Source organism: Coprococcus sp. HCN-4056 (genome assembly GCF_037892645.1).
GTDB lineage: Bacteria > Bacillota > Clostridia > Lachnospirales > Lachnospiraceae > Coprococcus > Coprococcus ammoniilyticus.
This window is the reverse complement of sequence record NZ_JBBKBL010000002.1, coordinates 12,981-28,917: the sequence shown is the minus strand read 5'-3', so window position 1 is coordinate 28,917 and position 15,937 is coordinate 12,981. Positions and strand designations below refer to the sequence as shown.

The window sequence follows — 15,937 nt, the reverse complement described above, 5'->3', positions numbered from 1 at the left end:
TTATTCTGATTCTGCGATCCGGTCTTCGATCAATTGCAGGATCTCTTCTTTTCCCTGCTTGGTCTGTGCCGAGAACGGAATTATGATCGTTCCCTCTACCGGCTGGATCTTCTGTCTGATGATCTTCAGATTCTTCTGGATCTGGCTTCTCTTGATCTTATCAAGCTTTGTTGCAATAATTACCGGTTCATATCCGTTTTTTACAATCCAGTCATACATGATGCAATCATTCTCTGATGGCTCATGACGGATATCAATCAACAAAAATACAAGCCGCAACTGTTTTGAGGTATGCAGATACCATTCTACCATCTTACCCCATTTTGCACGGATCTCTACGGATACCTGTGCATAGCCATATCCCGGAAGATCGACAAAATACAGATCATGATTAATATTATAATAATTGATCGTCTGTGTCTTGCCCGGCTGTGATGATGTTCTTGCGAGCGACTTCCGGTTTAACAATCCATTGATCAAGGAGGATTTTCCTACATTTGACTTACCGGCAAATGCGATCTCTGGCATCTCTGTCTCTGGAAGTGTACTTGTAATTCCACATACTGTTTCAAGTTCAGCACTCTTAATTATCATTTCTTTTCTCCTTTTGCAAGTGCAAGACTAAGCACCTGTTCCATTGTTTTCACACAGGTAATATCCAGTCCGTCTGTAATCTCTGTACTGATATCATTAAGGTCTCTGCGGTTCATCTCAGGGATCAGCACCTTCTTAATACCGATCGTTTTTGCTGCCAGAAGCTTTTCTTTTAAACCACCGATAGGAAGTACGCTACCCCGCAGAGTGATCTCTCCTGTCATCGCAAGATCTCCTCTTACCGGCTTATTAAATATCGCAGAATAAATGGCTGTCGCCATCGTGATTCCCGCAGAAGGTCCATCCTTTGGAACTGCTCCTTCCGGAATATGGATGTGGATATCATGCTTTTCAAAATAATCTTCACCCAGTGTCTCTGATTCCTTCATCGTACGGATATACGATAAACCTGTAACAGCAGACTCCTTCATGACATCTCCTAATTTTCCGGTAAGCTGTATACTGCCATTTCCCGGCATGATATTTACTTCTATATTAAGTGTTACTCCACCTACCGCAGTCCATGCAAGACCTCGTACAGAGCCTACCTTATTGGTCAGATCATAGCTGTCATCCATGTACTTCTCTGTTCCGAGAAGCTGTGGTATCATGTCCTTTGTTACTTTTACCGTCTCCACCTGTTCTGTAAGGATCATTCTGCATGCTTTTCTACATATCTTATCAATATTTCGCTCCAGATCACGCACACCAGCTTCTCTGGTGTAATGACGGATGATATATTTGATCGCTGATCCATTGATCTTGAACTGCTTCTTTGTCAGTCCGTTTCTCTCGATCGCCTTATTGACCAGATACAGCTTTGCAATGTTGAACTTCTCATTTTCCGTGTATCCGCTGATCTCGATCATCTCCATACGATCGGCTAACGGTCCCGGAATCAGGGATGCATCATTTGCTGTTGCGATAAATAATACCTTGCTCAGGTCGATCGGCACTTCAAAATAATGATCGTAAAATTTATTATTCTGTTCGCTGTCTAAAACCTCTAACAAAGCAGAGGATACATCTCCCTTGTAGTCGCTGCTTACCTTGTCTATCTCATCAAGCAGTACCAGCGGATTCTCTGTCTTTGTCTTTGCGATCGACTGTGCGATCCTGCCCGGCATAGCACCGATATAGGTTCTTCTGTGTCCACGGATCTCTGCTTCATCCCGAACGCCGCCAAGTGACATACGGACATATTCTTTTCCTGTCGCGGTAGCGATCGATCTTGCGATCGATGTCTTACCGGTTCCCGGAGGTCCAACCAGACACAGGATCGGCATGTTGCCTTTTTCATTTAAGATATGAACCGCCAGATAATCTATAATCCGTTCCTTTACTTCTTCCAGACCATAATGATCCCGTTCCAGAATCTTAATTGCCTTTTCCAGATTATCATTCTCTTTTGAAGATTTGCCCCATGGATAGTCGAGCAAAGTCTCGATATAGTTTGTAAGGATACCGGATTCAGCAGCCATCGGCGGCAATGCACGAAGTCTGGATATCTCTTTCGTAAGCTTCTCTTTGACTTCCTCCGGAGCAGTCAGATTCTGTAAACGCTCCATATATTCATCTGCCGCTTTTTCTGTATTATCATCCTCGCCAAGCTCTTTCTTTATGACCTTCATCTGTTCCCGGAGAACATATTCTCTCTGATGCTTATTTACGCAGTCCTGTAATTTCTCCTGAATCTCCTGACGGATGGCTAAAATCTCCATCTCCTCATCCATCGTCTGAAGGATCTTCATTACACGTTCTTTTACATCGAGAGTTTCCAGTATCTCCTGCTTCTTCGTATATGGCGCAGGAATGAATTCTGTCACTCCATCGGCAAATTTTGCAAGGTCATCGATCGTAAGCAGTTTTTTATATAACAGCTTATTTGTTCCCATTCCATTTGCAAATGCTTGTCTGAGCTTATCCGTAAGCATACGGATCAATGTTTTTTCCTCTACTTCATCCAGATGGTTTGTTTCTTCTGTATCTATATATTCAAAGTCTGCATTATATGCTCCATCTTCCTTATAAAATGAAACGATCCTTGCACGTTTTTCTGCTTCGATCAGAATGCGAACTGTTTTGTTCGGCATTTTCAGATATTGTTTGATCTTTGCTGTAACACCGATCGGATAAAGATCAGGAACCTTGCTATTCTCCTTTACTTCCTTTGCCGTAACCAGCAGGATGCTGCAATCACCTTTCATCGCATTGGCAACTGCTTCACAGGATTCCTTGCTGATCACATCCAGATGTGAGGAAGTATCTGGCATTATAACAATATTGTTCAAAACGATCATCGGTCTGTTCCAGACGATATTATCCATACTTTTATCTCCTTTATATCAAAAAACCGGGATGCATAACATCCCGGCTTTCTGCTTAAGCTATTTCATCACTGTTTTTTACTGAACGCTTCTTCTTTATCTGCTTTTTCTCAGCCGGATTATCAGAATAAGTGATTTCTGGTTGTGCTCCATCCGTTATAACTTCTTTTGTGATCACGCATTTTGCAACTCTGTCATCTGATGGAATCTCATACATAAGATCAAGCGTTGCTTTCTCTATGATAGAACGAAGTCCTCTGGCTCCGGTCTTTCTCTCCATCGCTTCTTCTGCTATAGCGTAAAGCGCATCCTTATCAAATTCCAATTCCACGCCATCTAATTCAAATAATTTCTTATACTGCTTGCAGATCGCACTCTTTGTATCTGTCAGGATTCTTACAAGCGCATCCTTATTCAACAGATCAAGTGTAACTGTGATCGGCAGACGTCCGACAAATTCAGGGATCAGGCCATATTTTACAAAGTCCTGAGGAGTAACCTGCTTTAACAGTTCTCCGATATCCTGCTCTGTCTTATCAACAACCTCTGCATTGAAGCCGATGGCTTTCTTGCCGATTCTGTTGTCAATGATCTTCTCCAGACCATCAAATGCACCACCGCAAATAAATAAAATATTTGATGTATCGATCTGTATAAATTCCTGATGTGGATGTTTTCTGCCCCCCTGTGGTGGCACTGATGCAACCGTTCCCTCCACGATCTTTAACAGCGCCTGCTGTACACCTTCACCGGATACATCTCTGGTAATGGATACATTCTCACTCTTCTTCGTGATCTTATCGATCTCATCAATATAGATAATTCCATGCTCTGCACGTTCTACATCATAATCGGCCGCCTGAATCAGCTTCAGCAGAATATTCTCTACATCCTCACCAACATATCCGGCCTCTGTCAATGCAGTTGCATCGGCAATGGCAAACGGAACATTCAAGATCTTCGCAAGTGTCTGTGCCAGATATGTCTTACCGGAACCGGTTGGTCCGACCATAAGAATATTACTCTTCTGAAGCTCTACATCAAAGTCCTTATCCGCCATGATACGCTTATAATGATTGTATACTGCAACGGATAAAACCTTCTTCGCTTCTTCCTGACCAATTACATACTGATCCAGAAATTCACGGATCTCCTTTGGTTTCAGTAAATTAATGGAATCTTCAGCACCTGTTTCTTCCAGCTCTTCGTCAACGATCTCTGCACATATCTGTACGCACTCATCACAAATGTAAGCGTTTGGTCCTGCTATAAGTTTTCTGACCTGATCCTGCGTCTTATTACAGAAGGAACATCTAAGTAGTTTTCTATCTTCACTACGATTTGCCATTCCAATACCTCTTTATACTATCTTTTTGCGATCACACTATCAATCAGACCATATGCACATGCTTCTTCTGCTGACATCCAGTTATCTCTCTCTGTATCAGCAGCGATGGTCTCATATGGCTTTCCGGTATTCTCGCTTAACATTCTATTTAATTTCTCTTTTGTCTTTAAAATATGCTTCGCAGCAATTTCAATCTCTGTAGCCTGACCCTGTGATCCGCCGGATGGCTGATGGATCATGATCTCGGCATTTGGAAGTGCAAATCTCTTACCTTTTGCACCACCTGCAAGCAGGAATGCACCCATACTTGCTGCCATTCCACAGCAGATTGTAGATACATCACATTTGATGTACTGCATTGTATCATAAATCCCAAGTCCTGCTGTTACAGAACCGCCCGGACTGTTGATATACAATGAGATATCCTTGGATGGATCTTCGGACTCCAGGAACAGGAGCTGTGCGATCACTATACTTGCTGATGTATCATTTACTTCTTCTCCCAGAAAGATAATTCTGTCTTTCAGAAGTCTTGAATAAATATCATATGAACGTTCACCACGGCTGGTCTGTTCAATGACATAAGGTACTAAACTCATATTTACACCTCCAAAATATCGCAATCAGAAATTATGGATTAAACTTCCTTTGCGTTATCTACAACAACCTTAACTGCCTTTTTAACAGCAAGATCCTTTTTAATGCTATCCTTTTCTGCATCACCCATGAAGCCTTCGATATCTTCTACATTCATCTGATACTGTTTTGCCATAGCTTCCAGTTCTTCATGTACTTCATCGTCTGATACTTCAATGTTTTCAGCAGCAGCAATTGCTTCCAGAACAAGACGGGATTTGATTCTCTTCTCTGCGTCTGGTTTGATTCTCTCCATTAATGCTTCCTCTGTAATATTGCAGATCTGCATATACTGCTCAAGGTTGATTCCCTGATACTGAAGATTCTGAGCGAACTCATCTTTAATTCTTTCCTGTACATCTGCAACCTGTGCATCTGCAACGTCCATCTTAGCATTCTCGATTACTTTCTCGATCAGCTTGTTTTCTTTCTCGTTCTCAGCATCCTTCTGTTTCTTCTCAGCAGCCTTGCTCTTGATGTCTTCTTTGTATTCATCTAATGTCTCAAAATCTGAAACTTCACTTGCAAATTCATCATCTAACTCTGGTAATTCTACAGCCTTGATCTCTTTGATCTTGCATTTGAATACTGCTGGCTTACCTGCTAAATCTTCTGCCTGATAATCTTCTGGGAATGTAACATTTACTTCTACATCCTCATCGATGTTCTTGCCAACGAGCTGATCTTCAAATGTATCAATGAATGAATGGGAACCAAGAACGAGCTTGTAGTTCTCAGCCTTACCGCCTTCGAAAGGAACACCATCAACTGATCCTTCGAAATCAAGTGTAACTTCATCATCCATCTGTGCTGCTCTATCTGTTACAGGGTTATATCTTGAGTTCTCTTTCTGAACCTTTAAAAGCTCTGCCATAACTTCATCATCTGTTACTTCTACGTCAGCCTTTTCTACTTCGAGTCCCTTATAATCGCCAAGTTCAACTTCAGGCTTAACAGCTACTTCTGCTGTAAAGATGAAATCCTTGCCCTTTTCGATCTGAGTTACATCGATAACCGGTCTTGATACAACATCAACATCTGATGCACTTACTTCCTTTGGATAATACTCATTAATTAATGAATTAGCTGCCTCTTCATAAAATACTGCAGGTCCATACATCTTCTCAATAAATGCCTGTGGTACATGACCCTTTCTGAAACCAGGTACATTGAATTTACCTTTCTGCTTATTGTAGGCAGTTGTCATTGCCTTACCAAACTCCTCTGCCGGTACTGTGATTGTAAGTTTTGCCATACTGTGTTCCAGATTTTCTACTGCTAAACTCATTTTTTATTTCCTCCTTAAAATTATGCAAATGATGCCTTATGCCATCATCTTTTAATAATATATAAGGCATTATTTAGCATCCATTTATCATTTCGTTTTTATTGTGGGCATAAAAATACCCGCATCAATCATCCGATTATACCATATATACTGGATATATGTCCAGTCCATTTTCCATAATAACGCAGAAAAAGGTTATTGTCTTTTCGACAATAACCCCTTCCTGCTAAGCAAAAGCTAAAGATTTCTCTTATTTTACCGCTTATCTGCCTGACATCTGTTCTTCCTGTCTCTTGATCATCTGACGAACCATCTCGCCACCGATTGATCCGCTCTGAGCAGATGTTAAGTCACCATTGTAACCATCCTTGAGGTTTACACCGATTTCCTTAGCAACCTCCATTTTGAACTTGTTCATAGCGTCCTTAGCTTCCGGAACACTCATCTTGCTTGTTCCTGTTGAATTTGAACTTGCCATAATACATTTCCTCCAATACATTTATTTAAGACTTTGTTGTCTTGATTCTATTATGTGTATTATAAGAAAAACTATTATGCCAATTTTTGTATTTTTACGGTTCACAGGCAAAATGTCAATCAATCATCAAATTAATATGTCATCGGCTCTTCTTCGCCATTCATAACTCTTAATGCTCCCTGTGCAAGTGCAAGAAGTTCATCCTCACCAGGATATACTGTAAACGGAGCGATAAATCCGGCTCTCTTTTCCAGTTCTGCACATGTATGCTTGGAATATGCGATACCACCTGTTAAGATGATCTGATCTACTTTGCCGCAAAGTACGGTTGACATAGCACCGATATCCTTTGCTACCTGCTGATGGAATGCGTCCTGAACAAGCTTTGCATGCTCATCACCTTCCTGAACGAGCTTCTCAAGATCTCTTGCATCATTGCTGCCGATATATGCATTGAATCCGCCGTTACCGACAAGTTTCTTTGTAACTTCCTGTTGTGTATATTTTCCTGAAAAGCACATCTTAACAAGATCACCTGATGGAACTCCACCTGCTCTCTCCGGTGAAAATGCACCTTCACCATCTAATGCATTGTTAACATCAACGATACGTCCGTTTAAATGAGCACCAACAGATACACCGCCGCCCATGTGTACAACGATCAGGTTCAGATCTTCATATTTCTTGCCATGCTCTTTTGCATATCTCTTTGCAACTGCCTTCTGGTTTAACGCATGGAATACACTTCTTCTTGGAAGCTCAGGTACACCGGATAAACGGGAGGATGGCATCAGCTCATCTACAACAACCGGGTCTACAATGTAAGATGGGATTCCCAACTCATCGCCGATCTCTCTTGCAAGGATACCACCAAGGTTGGATGCATGCTGACCCTGCTTACCGATCTTTAAGTCCTCTAATAATTCATCACTTACAGGATATGTACCACCTGGAATTGGCTTTAACATACCACCACGACCTACACATACATCTAATGTCTTGATGTCAAATTTTTTCTCTGCAAGAATGTCAAGGATAACTTTCTTTCTGAAGTCCTTCTGCTCAACGATAAGGTTGAAGCCCGCAAGTTCCTCTGTTGTGTGTCTTAATGTCTCTTCAAATAATAAATTCTCGTCTTCAAATACACCTATCTTTGTAGATGTTGAACCCGGATTGATGATCAAAATTTTGTATGACATATTCTTCCTCCAAAATTCTTATATATTTATTCCGTAACCATAACGGTCTGATTACTGCTCATTCTTGATTGCTTCTGCAACAACTGCTGCAAGAGCAATAGAGTTCATCTTTACTTCAAAGCTGTCTGATCTGGATGTCAGGATAACAGGCGCCTTTGTTCCTGTCAGGATACAACCGTTCTTGCTTGCAGTTGTATGTGTCAGGCACTTGTATACGAGGTTTCCTGCGTGGATATCAGGGAATAAAAGGATATCTGCATCTCCGACGATCTTACGATCTTCTGCTCCCTTATGCTTAGCTGCTTCCGGATCGATAGCAAGGTCAAGTGATAATGGTCCGTCAACGATACATCCTGTGATCTCTCCATTCTCGTTCATCTTTGTAAGCTCTGCTGCATCTACCGTTACAGGCATCTTAGGATTTACAACCTCAACTGCCGCAAGTGGAGCAACCTTTGGGCATGGGATACCACATGCATGAACAACTTTTACTGTATTTTCAATAATCGCTTTCTTATCCTCAAGAGATGGATATGTCATGAATGCTACGTCTGAAAGATATAATAATCTGTCAACACCAGGAACCTCAAAAACTGCTACATGTGATAACGGCTTACCGGTTCTTAAACCTACTTCCTTATCCAGAACGCTCTTTAAGAAGTTCTTTGTATCAATGATACCCTTCATATACATATCTGCTTTATTATTATGTACCAGCTCTACAGCCTTATGTGCAGCCTGAATGCTGTCCGGTTCGTTTATGATCTCATACTCATCCAGATTCATATCAAGTTCAGCAGCGATCTTTCTGATCTCAGCTTCATCACCAACAAGGATCGCATCTGCAATACCTTTTTCCTTTGCTGCCTTAACGGCTTCCAGAACCGGCTTGTCCTGAGCACACGCTACAGATACTGTCTTCTTGCTGCATTTTGCAACTTTGGCTAATAAATCTTCAAAACTCTTACTCATTCGTTTACACCTCTCGCGATTTTATTCTTTTTCCATATTTATTATGGGTTGCCGCACTCTCCCGGCAATCTTTATCTGTTATCGTATCACTTTGAAAAAAAAAGGTCAACCCTCTGGATAGTTCAGGCGGTCTTCACCTATATTATATAAAACCTCTTTCAAGAATTTCTCAGCCAGATAATTTGCCATGTTCAGATTCATGTCCTGATAATTTCCACATTCTCTCGGATTTGCGCCCGGAATCGGATCATGATAATGGCGGATAAATTCAAACATTGAGATCATCAGATCCACGATATCCTCTGACTTATAATCACCTGCAAGAATCAGATAAAATCCGGTTCTGCATCCCATCGGTCCAAAATAGATTACTTTGTCCTTATAATCCTCGTGATTTCTGAGATAAGTAGCTGCCAGATGCTCGATCGTATGAATCTCTGCTGTATTCATAACCGGTTCAAAGTTTGGCTTTGTCATGCGGATATCAAAAGTCGTAAGGATTGCATCTCCAGCCTTATCCTTTCTGGATACATAGATTCCAGGATTTAATAATAAATGATTGATCTGAAAACTTTTTATCTTTTCCATAGTTTTTCAACTGCCTCCTTTTAACATAACTTTACAAATTCTGTCATAAGTGCAACACTGTTATCGATTGCCATAGCCGCAAAAGATGGATAATCCATTTCTGCACTGTCATCTGCTTTATCTGAAATCGCACGGACAACCAGATATGGAATCTTGTTCAGACTTGCAACATGTCCGATCGATGCTCCCTCCATCTCTGCACAGGTTCCGTCAAATGTCTCAATCAGCCATTTTTTCTTGTCTTTACTTGATATGAACTGATCTCCGCTGACTACACGTCCGGTAAAGACCTTGATGGAAAGTTCTGCCCGCTTTGCTGCAGTAAGAGCAAGCTCCAACATTTTTTCATCTGTCTTGAAAATATTTTCATCATCTTTTAAATCCGGATTGATTCCCGGAGCATATCCAAGAGCAGAGACATCCATGTCATGCTCTAATGCATCCTTTGCCAGCACGATATCTCCGATGTTGATGTCTGCATTTAACGAGCCTGCAATTCCGGTATTTACAATTCCGTCTACCGGAAACAGGTCGATCATTGCCTGTGTACACATTGCTGCATGAACCTTACCTACACCACATTTTACCACAACCACTTCATGGTCACACAAAGTACCTCTGTAAAACTGCATACCTGCTTTTTCAATAATATGCACCTGTTCCATTTTTTCTTTTAACTTTGCAACTTCTTCGTCCATTGCTCCTATAATTCCAAGCATGTCTTCTTTCCTTTCTTACTGCATTTGTTCTTTTTATCCTGCTTATTCTTCACCAACCAGCTCAATCTGGCACATCTTCATCGTTTCAAGTGCAGCCGCCTTTGATTCCGGTGTCACGCCTGCCGTACATCTGACATCAACTGCCACACGTATCTCCGGATATAATGCCTTTATGATAAGCGCATTTGATACTACACAGATATCGGTACAAAGCCCGATCAGACAGACATCTTCAAATCCATACTGATTCCAGCCTGTATATCCAAAGGATGGCTTATCTATGATCTTACAGCCATCTGCATATATTCCATCTGCGATCTCCCAGCCGGCTGTTCCTTTTATACAATGTTCCACTGGAAGATGCCTTCCCTCATTTGTCTGCATATAATTTGTTTCATGGGTATCTCTGGTATAAATCACCTCGTCTCCCCGGTTCTTATATTCCTGTATCAGATTTCTTACCGGATCCACGATTGCCTCTGCTTCTTTCGTACCAAGTGAACCATCAATAAAATCATTCTGCATATCAATTACGATCAGTGTCCTCTTCATTTTTTTCACCATAAGACCAGTTCAGGTCACCTTTCCATACATATTTCCATGCGATTACTTTCCGCCAGTCCGTTATAAAGGTCTGATCTGAAAATTTGATCACAAACTGCCGTTTCTTTGATACATATTCTCCGATCTGCCATTGATATATCCCGTTTTTTGTCTTCCAGACATAGATACATCTGGTACCATTATCCGGATAACCAAACTTCTTTACAAAATTAAAATCTGAAAAATCCAGTTGAAAATCAGTCGGATCTTCTTTTCTGGTATCATCCGTCTGATCTTTAACTCCATCCTCTTCCTGCTTATGAAATGCAAGATGCAATGCCTGTGCCACCCGTGACCAGAATCCCTGTTTTTCATTTTCATTCTTTTTCTTTTCCAGCACAGCTTCTCTCTCATGCACACGGTGCATACTCCACGAATATGTTTCAATATTTTCAATGGCATATTTTATCTTGGTATTGGATGTAAATTCACTCTGGATATGAAATCCTTTTTCAAATACACGATGCCCATCTTTCACATGATAATTATTATGCAGTAGTCTGACATTTCCCGGATGATCCAGAAAAACAATCTTCCAGGTATCTTCATTATGCCATACCGTCAATGTATCCCCATTTACTTTTGTTTTCATCTCACAGTCAACATACATATGTCTCAGCATGTCAACCGGTATCATCATGCGCTTAAATAAATTCTCATAATCCACTGTTTTTTCAGGATCCAATGCCCCGATATGAATATATGTTTCTATTGCACATCTCGGACATTGTTTCATCCACTTTGGATAATTGACCAGATATTTCAGATCGCTGTCCTTAATATTTCTCGCCAGGATACAGCATTTATCATGAATCACATTCTCATTTCTGGAACAGATATATTTGACGTTATCATCTGCCATGATTTTTCGTCTGAGTTTGGAATATTCTACATAATTTCTGTCATTTTCTGCTATACGCAGGTCATTATAATATGGCTTCTGGCTTGATCTCTGTTCTCTCGGTTTTCCGGAATTTCCCGTATAGTTGCCGTTTTTCCCATATGACTTTCGTCTGGAATTCGTCTCCCCATATACAGATCTGTTTTCCCTCTGACGGTAATTATTCCTATACTCTGCCAATTTTCTCTCTCACCACCTTTCCTATAGTTTTTTACTTTATAGGACATCTTATCCTATAAAGTAAAAAATCGAGCTTATTGTAACATTTTATTCAAACATCTACAATAAGCTCTTTAAAAAGGAAATATATAAAAAGGAACTATAAGAATAAATGAATATACCTATAATGCTGCTTTAATCTGCTTATAGATGCCCTCTGCGTCGAGTTCACACTTATGAAGCAGGTCTTTTGCCGGGCCGGATGTCCTGCTTTTGCAGAATGTACGGCTGATACGATTCCTTTACGAACCTCTACAGCAGTTTTCTGAAGTTCTAATTTATTCATTGTATTCTCCAACCTCTGATAAATCTAAATAACTTTTATTCGCCAAATACAGCCTTGTAATCTGCCTGGAACTTTGCAATACCCTGATCTGTTAACGGGTGCTTTGTCATCTGCTCGATTACCTTGTATGGTACAGTTGCAATATGTGCACCTGCAAGAGCACAGTCTGTAACGTGGATAGGATTTCTTACAGAGGCTGCGATGATCTCTGTATCTAAACCATAATTGTCAAATATTGTTACGATATCTTCGACCAGGTTGATACCTGTTGTGCTGATATCATCTAATCTTCCAAGGAACGGAGATACATAAGATGCACCTGCTCTTGCTGCAAGAAGCGCCTGATTTGCCGTAAAGATCAGAGTTACGTTTGTCTTGATTCCTTCTGCCGATAATACCTTGACTGCCTTTAAGCCTTCAACTGTCATAGGGATCTTAACAACCATATTGGGATGGATCGCTGCAATCTCTCTTCCTTCTTTGATCATGCCTTCTGCATCTACAGTTGTTGCCTTTACTTCTCCACTGATAGGACCATCTACAATTGTTGTGATCTCTTTGATAACTTCATTAAAATCTCTTCCTTCTTTTGCGATCAGAGATGGGTTGGTTGTTACACCACAGATCACTCCCATGTCATTTGCTTTTCTGATGTCATCTACATTTGCTGTATCAATAAAAAATTTCATATTCCTTTACCTCGCTTTATTTTCTTTTTATTCTTTTTATTTACAGGCATGTCATTCATGCTTTGCTTTTATATGCATACATGCAAATTTCATGCCTTGTTTTCTCCTTTATCTGCTGTATCAGTCTGCCGACAATGCTGCCTCTACTTCTTCTCTCTTTGGAATTGACTGAACAGCTCCATTTCTGGTTACTGCTATAGAAGATGCCTTCGCACTCATTCTTAAGATATCCGGTATCTCCATGCCGCGGATCAGTCCTGCAAGAAAATATCCGGTAAAGGTATCTCCTGCTGCTGTCGTATCGACTGCTTTTACCGGAAAGATCGGCTGTTCATACTCACAGTCCTTGTCTGAATACCTTGCGCCATCTTTACCAAGTGTCAGTACGATCTTTGCTTCCGGGAAACGCTTTCTCATGGAAGCAAGTATATCATTCGGCTCTGTCAGTCCTGTGATCTGTGCACCCTCGATCTCATTTAACAGGAAGATGCTGATCTTTGAAAGATCACAAGCTTCAATCTTTTCATTATATGGAGATGGATTGAGTGCAATCACAAGCTTTCTGTCATATGCCCGGTCAATGATATAATCCAACTTATTAACTTCGTTCTGAAGTAACAGAATATCTCCGGCTTCAAAATGTTCTAATACTTCATCTATATATTCCTCTGTCAGGCTCTGATTTGCTCCTCCAAAGAGCAGAATGCAATTCTGTGCATTCTTGTCTACCTGAATGATCGTGTGCCCGGTCTTCTCATCGATCGTACGGATAAATTCATCATGCACACCATGATCTCTGCATGCATCCAAGAATACCTGTCCGTCTTCTCCGATCATTCCACCATGATAGATATCTACACCTGCCTTTGCAAGTGCAATGGACTGATTAATTCCTTTTCCTCCGAGAAATACATTCATTCCGTAGGTTGCCTGCGTCTCACCCGGTGCGATGATATGATCGACACTGTAGACATAATCAAGATTCATGGAACCAATATTTAAAACTTTCATCATTCACCTCCAAAATCTGTATTTTTCTGTCGTTATTACTTATGCAGGGAATGCAACTCCTGCTGTAAGGATAATATTTGGATATGGTGTAAATTCACCTGTCCGAATTGCAAATTTCACGTTCTTTGACATTTCCTTTAATGCCATATGAGAGATCATGGATTCTTCTGCCTCCGGAAGACTCTCTCTTATATATGCAAGGAGCGGCTGATTCTTCTCAACAATCTTTGCTTCCGCTGTGATACTTCCCGGATGGCTAAATGCAAGTGGATAGGTAAGCTTTGCTTTTCCCTTTGCGATTGAGATCGGCCATGGTCCACAGTGCTGAAGCAGCTCACCATTTGGATTGTCAGGATGACGGATCGTCCAGTCCGCAAAAAAGCTTCTTGACTCTCCCATACCTGCTGCCTCAACCATCAGTGAGGTGATCGCTCCGTGAATATCAGTCTCACATACAACCGGAATACCTTCATCATTTAACAGTGCGTTTACTGCACATGGCATAATTCCGATCTCGCTCTGTAAATCTCTCTGCTGTCAGTCCTCTGTACTTTACAGCATCCGGTGCTGAGAAAATACTTCTTCGTGTCGGTGCATAACCTATTTTAATCTTATCCATGTTATATCCTCCTTGTCCTTTTCTTATATTTCGTTTTGTCGTTTTTTGTCTGTTCGTTTGTTATGAGCTGATTATATGCCTCCGGCAACTTAATTAATAGTGTAAATTAAGTATAATTAACTTAATCATCAACTTAATTTAAAACTTAATATTGCTTTTATTTTCATTTTATGTATAATGAAAACATACCAAAAAGAACCGCATATTTTTTGAATTTTCGATTATATCTTGTGCAGTTTTTACAATACAGACAGAATGTATTATTACTTTCTTCTGAATGCAAGGTTTAACGACTATAATACAGCTTATGATAATTCAATTAATCGGGAACTTAATTCATATATGAAGGGAGTGTATTTCATGTCAATTACAGCTAAAGAACTTGCTAAAATACTTAATCTGTCTGAAGCCGCCGTATCCATGGCATTAAATGATAAGCCAGGTGTAAGCACGGAGACACGAAAGCGTGTATTGGAAACTGCACACAATTATGCTTATGATTTTACAAAGATCAAGAAACCATCGAAATCATCCGGAATAATCTATCTTCTTATATATAGGAAGCATGGAGCTGTTATTTCAAACAACTCTTTCTTCGATGTTCTGATTGAGAGCATTAATGAGAATTGCAGCGCAAATGGCTATCGCCTATATTCACACCACGTTTATGAATATGCTGCCGAAAGTGTCACCAACCAGTTAAACCACATCATCAAATCGGAATGTGACGGTGTTATCTTACTGGGTACAGAGATGTACAAAGAGGATTTCTTCCCATTTGTATATCTGACGCTTCCGATCGTGGTGGTCGATACCTACTTCAACAGCGTAAAGATGGACTGTGTCAATATTAATAATGTACAGGGCGCCCAGCAGGCAACTCATTTCCTGATTCAGCGCCGCCAGAAGATGCCGGGCTACCTACACTCTTCTTACAGCATCCATAATTTTGAAGAACGAGCCGACGGATATTATCAGGCACTTCGAATGGCAGGTTTTGCCGCATCAAAAGCTATCGTGCATCAGCTTCCGCCATATATGGATGGCGCACATGCAGAGATGCTCGCAATATTAGATAATAACGAACCGATTGCTGATTCTTATTTTGCAGATAATGATCTGATCGCCGCCGGTGCTATGAAAGCATTTAAAGAACGCGGTTATCGTATTCCGGAGGATATTGCCATCGTGGGCTTTGATAATGTACCGATGTGCACTTATCTGGAGCCAAATCTGACAACCGTTAATGTTCCTGTTAAATACATGGGAAAAATGGCAGTAGAACGACTGATTTCTGTTATTAACAGCAAACAGTATATGCCGATCAAAATTGAAGTTAACACTAATCTTATAAAGAGACGAAGTGTATAAGCCCTCCCCCCTCCTTTCCGGGCTGTGCACTTCGTCTCAGGCAGAACAAATAAATAAAGTTAAATCTTTCTCGCCTGTATATGGCATTT

Annotated in this window: 17 protein-coding genes and 2 pseudogenes; 1 reads left to right on the top strand and 18 read right to left on the bottom strand. The window is 40.7% G+C overall.

Going from position 1 to position 15,937, the window contains the following annotated elements; genetic code table 11:
* The 18 genes and pseudogenes from yihA to WKT03_RS02515 form a co-directional block, all read right to left on the bottom strand.
* Positions 1-594 (bottom strand): ribosome biogenesis GTP-binding protein YihA/YsxC, encoded by a 594-nt coding sequence (gene yihA / locus WKT03_RS02595; protein WP_340390884.1) that lies wholly within the window; start codon positions 592-594, stop codon positions 1-3.
* Positions 591-2,921, bottom strand: coding sequence for an endopeptidase La (gene lon, locus WKT03_RS02590; RefSeq protein ID WP_021944156.1), 2,331 nt, complete (start codon positions 2,919-2,921; stop codon positions 591-593). The genes yihA and lon overlap by 4 nt, the downstream gene beginning before the upstream one ends.
* Before the next feature lie 55 nt (positions 2,922-2,976).
* Positions 2,977-4,269, bottom strand: coding sequence for an ATP-dependent Clp protease ATP-binding subunit ClpX (gene clpX / locus WKT03_RS02585; RefSeq protein WP_021944155.1), 1,293 nt, complete (start codon positions 4,267-4,269; stop codon positions 2,977-2,979).
* Positions 4,270-4,286: 17 nt separating this feature from the next.
* On the bottom strand, positions 4,287-4,868 hold the full coding sequence (gene clpP / locus WKT03_RS02580; RefSeq protein ID WP_008400599.1) for an ATP-dependent Clp endopeptidase proteolytic subunit ClpP: 582 nt from the start codon (positions 4,866-4,868) through the stop codon (positions 4,287-4,289).
* A 38-nt stretch (positions 4,869-4,906) separates the two neighbouring features.
* Entirely contained in the window at positions 4,907-6,193 is a 1,287-nt protein-coding gene (gene tig, locus WKT03_RS02575; RefSeq protein WP_008400597.1) for a trigger factor, read from the bottom strand.
* 262 nt (positions 6,194-6,455) lie between these two features.
* Positions 6,456-6,671 carry an alpha/beta-type small acid-soluble spore protein gene (locus WKT03_RS02570; RefSeq protein ID WP_021944153.1) on the bottom strand — a complete coding sequence of 72 codons (216 nt, stop codon included), beginning with the start codon at positions 6,669-6,671 and terminating at the stop codon, positions 6,456-6,458.
* A gap of 131 nt (positions 6,672-6,802) precedes the next feature.
* Positions 6,803-7,870: a butyrate kinase gene (gene buk / locus WKT03_RS02565; RefSeq protein ID WP_021944152.1), complete on the bottom strand. Its 1,068-nt coding sequence runs from the start codon at positions 7,868-7,870 to the stop codon at positions 6,803-6,805.
* Between the two features lie 51 nt (positions 7,871-7,921).
* Positions 7,922-8,842: a phosphate butyryltransferase gene (ptb, locus tag WKT03_RS02560; RefSeq protein ID WP_021944151.1), complete on the bottom strand. Its 921-nt coding sequence runs from the start codon at positions 8,840-8,842 to the stop codon at positions 7,922-7,924.
* Positions 8,843-8,947: 105 nt separating this feature from the next.
* Positions 8,948-9,430, bottom strand: coding sequence for an S-ribosylhomocysteine lyase (locus WKT03_RS02555; protein ID WP_340390883.1), 483 nt, complete (start codon positions 9,428-9,430; stop codon positions 8,948-8,950).
* A 20-nt stretch (positions 9,431-9,450) separates the two neighbouring features.
* Positions 9,451-10,149 carry a 5'-methylthioadenosine/adenosylhomocysteine nucleosidase gene (locus WKT03_RS02550; protein WP_340390882.1) on the bottom strand — a complete coding sequence of 233 codons (699 nt, stop codon included), beginning with the start codon at positions 10,147-10,149 and terminating at the stop codon, positions 9,451-9,453.
* A gap of 42 nt (positions 10,150-10,191) precedes the next feature.
* On the bottom strand, positions 10,192-10,701 hold the full coding sequence (locus WKT03_RS02545) for a cysteine hydrolase family protein (RefSeq protein WP_340390881.1): 510 nt from the start codon (positions 10,699-10,701) through the stop codon (positions 10,192-10,194).
* A complete protein-coding gene (locus WKT03_RS02540; protein ID WP_340390880.1) occupies positions 10,676-11,833 on the bottom strand; it encodes a hypothetical protein in 1,158 nt (385 codons plus the stop codon). The genes WKT03_RS02545 and WKT03_RS02540 overlap by 26 nt, the downstream gene beginning before the upstream one ends.
* Positions 11,834-12,071: 238 nt before the next feature.
* Positions 12,072-12,158, bottom strand: a pseudogene (locus WKT03_RS02535) (transketolase); the annotation flags it as partial.
* 35 nt (positions 12,159-12,193) lie between these two features.
* Positions 12,194-12,847 (bottom strand): fructose-6-phosphate aldolase, encoded by a 654-nt coding sequence (fsa, locus tag WKT03_RS02530; protein WP_340390879.1) that lies wholly within the window; start codon positions 12,845-12,847, stop codon positions 12,194-12,196.
* A 120-nt stretch (positions 12,848-12,967) separates the two neighbouring features.
* The gene (locus WKT03_RS02525; protein ID WP_340390878.1) at positions 12,968-13,858 is read right to left on the bottom strand and encodes a ribokinase; all 891 of its coding nucleotides are present in this window, start codon (positions 13,856-13,858) and stop codon (positions 12,968-12,970) included.
* A 39-nt stretch (positions 13,859-13,897) separates the two neighbouring features.
* Positions 13,898-14,083 carry an RbsD/FucU domain-containing protein gene (locus WKT03_RS12625; protein WP_431833952.1) on the bottom strand — a complete coding sequence of 62 codons (186 nt, stop codon included), beginning with the start codon at positions 14,081-14,083 and terminating at the stop codon, positions 13,898-13,900.
* Positions 14,084-14,383, bottom strand: a pseudogene (locus WKT03_RS12620) (L-fucose/L-arabinose isomerase family protein); the annotation flags it as partial.
* Positions 14,331-14,477, bottom strand: coding sequence for a hypothetical protein (locus WKT03_RS02515; RefSeq protein ID WP_021944142.1), 147 nt, complete (start codon positions 14,475-14,477; stop codon positions 14,331-14,333). The pseudogene WKT03_RS12620 and the gene WKT03_RS02515, both read right to left, overlap by 53 nt.
* A 360-nt stretch (positions 14,478-14,837) precedes the next feature.
* On the opposite strand from WKT03_RS02515, the gene WKT03_RS02510 reads away from it, so the two are divergent.
* Entirely contained in the window at positions 14,838-15,848 is a 1,011-nt protein-coding gene (locus WKT03_RS02510; RefSeq protein WP_021944141.1) for a LacI family DNA-binding transcriptional regulator, read from the top strand.
* Positions 15,849-15,937: the final 89 nt, after the last annotated feature.

Bases quoted from the DNA above. Each gene is read 5' to 3' on its own strand.
- yihA (WP_340390884.1), bottom strand. From the start codon at position 594: ATGATAATTAAGAGTGCTGAACTTGAAACAGTATGTGGAATTACAAGT.
- lon (WP_021944156.1), bottom strand. From the start codon at position 2,921: ATGGATAATATCGTCTGGAACAGACCGATGATCGTTTTGAACAATATT.
- clpX (WP_021944155.1), bottom strand. From the start codon at position 4,269: ATGGCAAATCGTAGTGAAGATAGAAAACTACTTAGATGTTCCTTCTGT.
- clpP (WP_008400599.1), bottom strand. From the start codon at position 4,868: ATGAGTTTAGTACCTTATGTCATTGAACAGACCAGCCGTGGTGAACGT.
- tig (WP_008400597.1), bottom strand. From the start codon at position 6,193: ATGAGTTTAGCAGTAGAAAATCTGGAACACAGTATGGCAAAACTTACA.
- WKT03_RS02570 (WP_021944153.1), bottom strand. From the start codon at position 6,671: ATGGCAAGTTCAAATTCAACAGGAACAAGCAAGATGAGTGTTCCGGAA.
- buk (WP_021944152.1), bottom strand. From the start codon at position 7,870: ATGTCATACAAAATTTTGATCATCAATCCGGGTTCAACATCTACAAAG.
- ptb (WP_021944151.1), bottom strand. From the start codon at position 8,842: ATGAGTAAGAGTTTTGAAGATTTATTAGCCAAAGTTGCAAAATGCAGC.
- WKT03_RS02555 (WP_340390883.1), bottom strand. From the start codon at position 9,430: ATGGAAAAGATAAAAAGTTTTCAGATCAATCATTTATTATTAAATCCT.
- WKT03_RS02550 (WP_340390882.1), bottom strand. From the start codon at position 10,149: ATGCTTGGAATTATAGGAGCAATGGACGAAGAAGTTGCAAAGTTAAAA.
- WKT03_RS02545 (WP_340390881.1), bottom strand. From the start codon at position 10,701: ATGAAGAGGACACTGATCGTAATTGATATGCAGAATGATTTTATTGAT.
- fsa (WP_340390879.1), bottom strand. From the start codon at position 12,847: ATGAAATTTTTTATTGATACAGCAAATGTAGATGACATCAGAAAAGCA.
- WKT03_RS02525 (WP_340390878.1), bottom strand. From the start codon at position 13,858: ATGAAAGTTTTAAATATTGGTTCCATGAATCTTGATTATGTCTACAGT.
- WKT03_RS02515 (WP_021944142.1), bottom strand. From the start codon at position 14,477: ATGGATAAGATTAAAATAGGTTATGCACCGACACGAAGAAGTATTTTC.
- WKT03_RS02510 (WP_021944141.1), top strand. From the start codon at position 14,838: ATGTCAATTACAGCTAAAGAACTTGCTAAAATACTTAATCTGTCTGAA.